9 protein-coding genes are annotated in these 6,882 nt (G+C 70.1%); 5 read left to right on the top strand and 4 right to left on the bottom strand.

Annotated elements, in window-relative coordinates; translation table 11 throughout:
- Nucleotides 1-16 precede the first annotated feature (16 nt).
- Nucleotides 17-847, bottom strand: a complete 831-nt coding sequence (locus ACWEVN_RS25560; protein ID WP_452052978.1) for a peptidoglycan-binding domain-containing protein — start codon at nucleotides 845-847, stop codon at nucleotides 17-19.
- 452 nt (nucleotides 848-1,299) lie between these two features.
- Here ACWEVN_RS25560 and ACWEVN_RS25555 point away from each other — a divergent pair, with 452 nt between their 5' ends.
- From ACWEVN_RS25555 to ACWEVN_RS25545, 3 genes are all read left to right on the top strand, one after another.
- On the top strand, nucleotides 1,300-2,349 hold the full coding sequence (locus ACWEVN_RS25555) for a C40 family peptidase (protein ID WP_310971521.1): 1,050 nt from the start codon (nucleotides 1,300-1,302) through the stop codon (nucleotides 2,347-2,349).
- Nucleotides 2,350-2,411: 62 nt separating this feature from the next.
- The gene (locus tag ACWEVN_RS25550) at nucleotides 2,412-2,834 is read left to right on the top strand and encodes a hypothetical protein (protein ID WP_452052977.1); all 423 of its coding nucleotides are present in this window, start codon (nucleotides 2,412-2,414) and stop codon (nucleotides 2,832-2,834) included.
- Between the two features lie 66 nt (nucleotides 2,835-2,900).
- Nucleotides 2,901-3,101: a DUF3072 domain-containing protein gene (locus tag ACWEVN_RS25545; protein ID WP_310971519.1), complete on the top strand. Its 201-nt coding sequence runs from the start codon at nucleotides 2,901-2,903 to the stop codon at nucleotides 3,099-3,101.
- Nucleotides 3,102-3,105: 4 nt separating this feature from the next.
- Here ACWEVN_RS25545 and ACWEVN_RS25540 read toward each other — a convergent pair whose 3' ends face one another.
- Nucleotides 3,106-4,038 carry a PrsW family intramembrane metalloprotease gene (locus ACWEVN_RS25540; RefSeq protein ID WP_452052976.1) on the bottom strand — a complete coding sequence of 311 codons (933 nt, stop codon included), beginning with the start codon at nucleotides 4,036-4,038 and terminating at the stop codon, nucleotides 3,106-3,108.
- Between the two features lie 335 nt (nucleotides 4,039-4,373).
- Here ACWEVN_RS25540 and ACWEVN_RS25535 point away from each other — a divergent pair, with 335 nt between their 5' ends.
- On the top strand, nucleotides 4,374-4,586 hold the full coding sequence (locus tag ACWEVN_RS25535; RefSeq protein WP_452052975.1) for a hypothetical protein: 213 nt from the start codon (nucleotides 4,374-4,376) through the stop codon (nucleotides 4,584-4,586).
- 4 nt (nucleotides 4,587-4,590) lie between these two features.
- Here ACWEVN_RS25535 and rho read toward each other — a convergent pair whose 3' ends face one another.
- Nucleotides 4,591-5,652 carry a transcription termination factor Rho gene (gene rho, locus ACWEVN_RS25530; protein ID WP_452052974.1) on the bottom strand — a complete coding sequence of 354 codons (1,062 nt, stop codon included), beginning with the start codon at nucleotides 5,650-5,652 and terminating at the stop codon, nucleotides 4,591-4,593.
- A 246-nt stretch (nucleotides 5,653-5,898) separates the two neighbouring features.
- On the opposite strand from rho, the gene ACWEVN_RS25525 reads away from it, so the two are divergent.
- Nucleotides 5,899-6,414 carry an ATP-binding protein gene (locus ACWEVN_RS25525; protein WP_449684211.1) on the top strand — a complete coding sequence of 172 codons (516 nt, stop codon included), beginning with the start codon at nucleotides 5,899-5,901 and terminating at the stop codon, nucleotides 6,412-6,414.
- A 219-nt stretch (nucleotides 6,415-6,633) separates the two neighbouring features.
- Here ACWEVN_RS25525 and ACWEVN_RS25520 read toward each other — a convergent pair whose 3' ends face one another.
- Complete coding sequence (locus tag ACWEVN_RS25520; protein WP_452052973.1) at nucleotides 6,634-6,846, bottom strand: hypothetical protein; 213 nt, start codon at nucleotides 6,844-6,846, stop codon at nucleotides 6,634-6,636.
- Nucleotides 6,847-6,882 lie beyond the last annotated feature (36 nt).

Raw genomic sequence — 6,882 nt, 5'->3', positions numbered from 1 at the left:
GGGCGCACCACCGGCGTCAGCCGCGCTGGTACTCCTCCCAGGTGACCTTGGTGACCTGCGGGCCGTCGTCGGAGCCGCGGCCGGCCAGGCCGTTCATGCCCAGGTAGTAGTCGCCGGTCTGGTGCTGCGCCCCCGAGGACAGGTCCGGGTCGGAGACGGCCATCGCGTGGATGTGGTAGTCGAAGCCCTGCGCCGGCGTGCGGTACCAGGCCGCGAACCCGACGTTGCGCAACGCCTTCAGCAGGTTGTTGCGGTTGGTCGACGACATGCCGGACACCGAGATGTCCATCGCGCCGCCGCCGTCGTGCGTGCCGGCCGAAGCGTCGACACCGCCGGCGTTGTACGACCCCTGCGTCAGCGTGACCTGGAAGCCCGCTTTCCCTTCCGCGGCAACGAGCATCGCCTTGGTGCGGGTGTTGAGGGTCTTGCCGTGGTAGGTCACGTGGCTGCCGGCGGAGATCGGGTTCGTGACCGTGTACCGGCCTTCGCCCAGCTTCTCCAGCGAGGTCTTGCCCGGCAGGCCGGACGCGTCGAGACCGGTGTAGCCCAACGACTTCTGGTACTGCGAGTACGCCGTGATCGTGGTGGTGCCGAAGTAGCCGTCGACGTACTGGCTGTCGAGCAGCCCCTTCGCCTGCAGCGCCTGCTCGACGAGCAGGACGCTGTCGTGGGCCCCCGGGGTCTGGGTGTCGTCGGCGCGGCGCGGGTCGATCTGGGCCGCCTTCAGCACGGCCTCCATGTTCGCCGTGGGCAGCACCGTCGTGGCCGCGGTTTCGGCCTGGGCCGGTGCGGCCACGGCGAACGTCGCGGCGGTGAGCGCCGTGAGCACGGCGGCCTTCGTGAACATCCTGGTCCTCCATGGGTCGGAATCTCGTTGTGGGGAGGAGAATCACGCAACCGGATACAAGGGACGTACAAACCGGACCGGCCTGTTCTTGACATGGAGCTCACCTCGATACGGTGGGTGGGTAGGGTAAATCGACCGGTGACGGCATGTAATCCCAGCCACATTCGGGCACGTTTCCACTGGTCCAGCCGTGTTGACCGGCGTCACGGAGAGTTTCGAGGGGCCCCCACTGGACTCGCCCGTGCTCGTTTCGTAACCTGTTTGAGATCTCGCGGCCCCCGGTCGTCCCCAGACGGCGACGCGAGATCGCCGCCGATACCCCCTGCCGGGTACCGGACCCCCACCGCGGGCTCTTCCTGTTGCGGTCGAGCACGCCCGGGGACGGGCGAGGCCCCCGGCTCGCCGTCCCGGTGCCCGCCGGCGGCCGATCAGCAAAGGAGACCCGCGCGAGAATGCGTTCGCATCCCGTCAAGCGCGTGGTGTCAGGTGCCCTCGCCGCGGCCTCGGTGATCACCGTCGTCACCATGGCCCAGCCGGCCACCGCCGCCCCCGTCCCCGTGCTCCAGGCGCCGCCGACCGGCTCCGACGCCCTCGCCAAGTACCGCGAACTCGCGGCGCAGGCGGAAAAGCTCAACGAGGACCTGCTCCGCGCCCAGGACGACCTGACCGCGAAGCAGGGCCAGCTCGACAAGGCCAACGCCGACGTCACCAACGCGAAGAACGCCGGCGCCCAGGCGATCGAGGCGAAGCGGAAGTACCAGTCCGAAGTGGACAAGTTCGCCGGTGCGTCGTTCACCAGCGGCGTCCAGATGAACAAGCTGTCGGCGCTGCTGGCCGGAACGTCCACCCAGGACTTCCTGGACCGCTCGGCGGCGCTCGAGGTCATCGCGACCGACAAGAACGCCGCGATGGACAACCTCAGCGGTGCGGCGGCCAAGGCCGCGGCAGCCGAGAAGACGGCCGCCGACGCGGCGAAGCAGGCGCAGGACGCCCGGGACGCGGCGGCGAAGCTGGCTTCGGACATCGAGGCCAAGAAGAAGGACCTGCAGGGCCAGATCGACCAGATCGAGGCGCAGAGCCGGTCCCTCAGCAACGCGGACAAGGCCGCCCAGAAGGACACCGGCGGGGCGGCGCCGAACGTCAAGGCGCCCACCGCGGCGGCCCAGACCGCGGTGAACGCGGCGCTGAGCAAGCTCGGCAGCGCCTACGTCTGGGGCGCCACCGGGCCGAGCACGTTCGACTGCTCCGGCCTGATGCAGTGGGCGTACAAGCAGGCCGGGATCTCCCTGCCGCGCAACTCGGCGGCGCAGGCCGGATTCGGCACGCCGGTGTCACGCGACCAGCTGCAGCCCGGCGACCTCGTCGCCTACTACTCCCCCGTGTCCCACATCGGGATGTACATCGGCGACGGCAAGATGGTGCACGCGCCGACGAGCGGCGACGTCGTCAAGATCTCGCCGCTGATGAGCCAGTACGCGGGAGCCACGCGCCCCACGGCCTGAGCGCACGACCGGTGCCCCGTTCCGCGAAGTGTAGAAATCGCGGGACGGGGCACTTTGCGCGCATGGAAGACATCCCTGACGCCGCCACGGTCGAAGCCGTCGGCAAGGTGACCGAGGCACTCGAGACGATCGAGCGCGCCCGCGGGCACCTCTACTCCTTCCACCAGCTGACCGGCAGCGCGGACCTGGCCCTCGGCGAGGCCGTGGAGCAGCTCGAGAAGGCCGGCCACGGCGAGTGGGCCCGGCGGATCTCCCAAGAGCTCATCGGGCTCAACGTGTTACCCGATCGGTGGACTTTCCAGGTCGTCGAGGAGTACGACGACGGCTACTACAAGGCGTGCCGCCACCTTGAGCGCGAGCTGCTCACGTCGCTCACCGGAGGGCGCCGCCACCTGCACGAACAGCAGATGAAGGACGACCGCCGCACGCACGGGCGGCCGGGCCACGAGGCGGGCGCCCTGAGCACGCCCCCGGCCGGCACGTGACCGGCGATTGTCGGACCCCTGCGCTACAGTCGACCGCAGACGAACAAACGTTCGATTGGAGGAGTCGTGACCGATCAGGTGGAGCCCAACCCGGAGAAGGACCCGAGCGACTGGACGACCGGCGACGAGCCGATGACCGGGCCGCAGAAGTCGTACCTGCAGACGCTGGCGCAGGAAGCCGGTGAGGAGGTGCCGGAGGGCCTGACGAAGGCGGAGGCGTCCGAGCGGATCGACGCCCTGCAGAAGGCGACCGGCCGCGGCACGTGAGGGGTCAGCGCGCGGGGATCCGCCACAGCACGGTGGGTGGCCGTTCGCCTCGCCGGGCCCGCGCCCGGACGGCGAGCAGCCAGCCGATGCCGATCACCGAGACGAGGGCGAGGCCACCCCACGAGAGCACGGTGAAGACGTCGGCCTGCAGCGCGGTCGGCTGCGGCTGGTAGCCCTGTTCGAGCTGGACGTCCTGCCAGGGCGTGCCGGTGAGCAGGAGGGTGAACACGAGGGCGATGCCGTGCATGGCGTCCCAGAGGGCGTGGAGGAGGGCGACACCGAGGTAGCTGAGCAGCAGGCGGAGCGTCAGGGCGAAGTGGCGGTGGTCGCTGGCGGAGAAGAGCACGCCGCCGAGGATGGCGGTCCACAGGCCGTGGCCGACGGGCGCGAGCACGCCGCGGAGCAGCTCGGTCTGGACGAGGTCCAGGAGCGAGAGCCCGCGTTCGGTGAACAGCGCGGTGAAGGCATAGCCGGCCGACTCGAAGGCGGCGAACCCGAACCCGACGGCGGCGCCCAGGACGAGCCCGTCGGTGGCGAACTTGACCCGGAGGTGCCGAGTGAGCACGGCCAGCACGGCGAGCTTGACGGCCTCTTCGATCAGCCCGACCCCGGCGAACAGCCAAGCGGAGGGATGCAGCAGGTAGGACTCGAGCAAGGAGGCGGCCAGCACCCCGAGCACCCCACCGGCGACGAAGGTGCTGAAGAGCAGCTCGGAGGTGACCTCCCCACTCCGCCGCCGCCCAAAAGCCCAGGCGACGAAGGTGACGGGCACGAGAAAGCTCCCGAGCAGCACCACGGTGGGCACGAGATTCGGGTTACCGGTGACGAAGGTGACGACAACGGCAAGCACCCACAGGAGGGCACCGACGAGGAACATCCGCAACCAGACCCGGCGTGACCGGGCCCCGGCCGCGGGCCGAGCGGACGGAGGGGCCATGGAGGTACTGTGCCCTGGTTTCGGCAGGTCCGCACTCGCTGGTCTTTGTCCCGGGAGCGGAAGGATGGGTCGGGCCGCGCCTGCGCCTGTGTCCGCCCTCGCCAGGCAGCACGCCATCCGGCCCGTGCCTCGCCGGTGTGCTCCACACCACGGCTTGCCGATCGCCCCAGCGGGTAGCCGACCCGGAGATGCCCCTACTGCCGAAGGTGGGCCTTTGCTCCCGGTGCGGCTTCGCTTGTCGTCACCGTTGTCGGGTTCGGCTTTCTCGTTGCCGCGCCGAACCGCGGGCCTGAACGGCCGTCCTACCCGCGTTCGACTCCCTACCAGCCGCCTCGATGAGTGAAGGCGCGCGCACGGGGTACCTCCGGGACATGTCCCAGCCGAACGAACAGCAGCCCGAGATCGCCCGGCCCGGCACCCCGGATCCCGGCCGAACCGAAGACTCGCTCTACCGCACCGGCGAGGGCGAGCCGGCCGATCACCCCGAAGAGGCGCGCGGTGTCGGGGCGAAAGTGGTCGGTGAGCTGCGGGAACGTCGGGAAAGCTGAACGTTCAGGCCGCTTCCGGCAGCGCCGCGCCCGTCACGCGGAGCAGGAACTCGGCGTTGGACCCGGTCTTGCGGAGCTGCTCCAGCAGCTGCTCGATTGCGTGCGGCCCCGGCAACGCCCGCCGGACCTCGCGCATTGCCGCCAGTTCGCCCGGGGTGACCAGGAGTTCTTCGCGCCGGGTGCCGGACGCCGCCACGTCGACCGCCGGGAAGATGCGTCGTTCGGCCGTCTTGCGGTCGAGCTTGAGTTCGAGGTTTCCGGTGCTCTTCAGCTCCTCGAAGAACACCGTGTCCGCCAGGGAACCGGTTTCCACCAGCGCCGACGCGATGATCGTGAGCGAGCCGCCGCCCTCGATGTTCCTTGCGGCGCCGAGGATTCGCTTCATCGGCTGCAACGCGGCCGCGTCGACGCCGCCGGACAGCGTGCGGCCGGACGGGCGCGCCGAAAGGTTGTACGCGCGGCCGAGGCGGGTGAGCGAGTCGAGCAGCAGGACGACGTCTTCGCCGTTCTCCACCAAGCGTTTCGCGCGCTCGACGGTGAGTTCCGCCACCGCCACGTGCTCGGCCGGCGGCCGGTCGAAAGTGGACGCGATCACTTCGCCGCGGATGGTCCGGCTCAGCTCGGTGACCTCTTCGGGACGCTCGTCGGCGAGCAGGACCAGCAGCCGGCAGTCGGGGTGGTTGACCGACAGGCCGTGGCCGATTTCCTGCAACACCGTGGTTTTCCCGGCTTTGGGCGGCGAAACGATCAGGGCGCGCTGGCCCCGTCCGAGCGGGGTGACGAGGTCGATGACGCGCGGCAGCAGTCGCGCCGGCGTCGTTTCGAGCAGGAGCCGGCGATCCGGGTGCACCGGCACGAGGTCGGCGAACCGCGGACGCGGCTCGCGCGGGTCGCGGCCGTTGACGCTGATGATCTCCTCGGGGGTGCCGTCGACCTCGTCGCCGGGCCGCAGATTGTGTTTGCGGACAAGGGAAAGCGGGATCGCGACGTCGTCGGGCGCGGGCCGGTAGCCGGGCCGGACGAACGGGGTTTTGCCGGACAGGTCGAGGATTCCGTGAAAAGGCATGGGTGTCTCCAGAAATGGTGATGGGCCTGCGCACGGACGGCGAGGCCGGGAAGAAGGAAAGAGGCCGAGCGGCCTGGATCCGGGGAGCTGCCTCCGGGCGGCCGAGGGGCCGGCATCCGCGAGGAGCGTCTCCACTGTAGCGACTCATCTCACGAAGCACAACGGGTAAGACTTCGCGGCGGTGGGTAGTTCATCAGAGAAGCCCGCTGAAACGGGGGAACTGCGGCTGAACGATGGGAGCGGATCGTGTATCGACATACCCCGGAAACTGGCGTCGATACGGGCGAGAGCACCGACGCCGACCAAGCCGGGACCACGGCCCCGGAGCGCGTTGCCGCCGGAGCCGTGGTCGCCTCGACCTTCGAAGAACTGGCGCCGGCCCTGCCCAACGAGATGGCCGGCCTGCGCCGCAAGCTGATCCACTGGCTGGGCGAGTTCCCGCTCGACCCGGACAGCACGCACGACATCACGCTGGCCACGTACGAAGCACTGGCCAACGTCGCGGCCCACGCCTACCCGGACGGCCACGGCTGGGCCCGCTTGCAGGCTCGCCGGGAGGGCGACGCGATCACGGTGACGGTGACGGACACCGGCTGCGGCATCCCGGCAACCCGCCCGAGGGTGGCGGGCCTGCGCACCTCGGGTGGCCGCGGCCTGCTGCTGATCGACCAGGTGGCGGACCAGACCGACATCGACTCGGGAGAAAAGGGAACCACGGTCCGCATGACGTGGCGCCCACCGGCGCTCAGGGACGCAGGCTGACGCGCCAGGCCGGCCACCGCAATGGCCGGCCGAGGATTGGTTGGCTCACGACCCGCCGGCTCGCCTGACCGCGCGCCGGCGGATTCGTGCTCGGCGGGTTTCGCGTGAAGAACGAGCGAGACCGGCCGACGCCGGCGGAGCGGCCGAAGGCTCGGCTCTCTACCCAAAAGGGTCCTGCAGGGCGCGAACGGCTCGCGGCGCGCCCGGCAGACCACCCCCTCAAGCCGCCTCGGCCAGGCGGACCAGCCTGTTCCTCGGGTACGAAACCAGCTCCCGCTCCCCGTCCGTCGTGAAGATCTCGACGGAGTCCTCCAGCAACTCCGCCGAGTTCACCTGCAGCTGCCACGCGGGCAGCCCCGGCGCCGGCTCGTGCCAGAACCACTGGCCCTTGGTGAGCTGGTGCGCCGGGACTGTCGCGTCGTCCTTTTCCATGTGCTGAGGCTATCCGTCACCACCGACAGTTTTCGC

The sequence above is a fragment of the Amycolatopsis sp. NPDC003861 genome (genome assembly GCF_053605405.1).
This window is presented reverse-complemented; position numbering and strand designations above follow the sequence as displayed.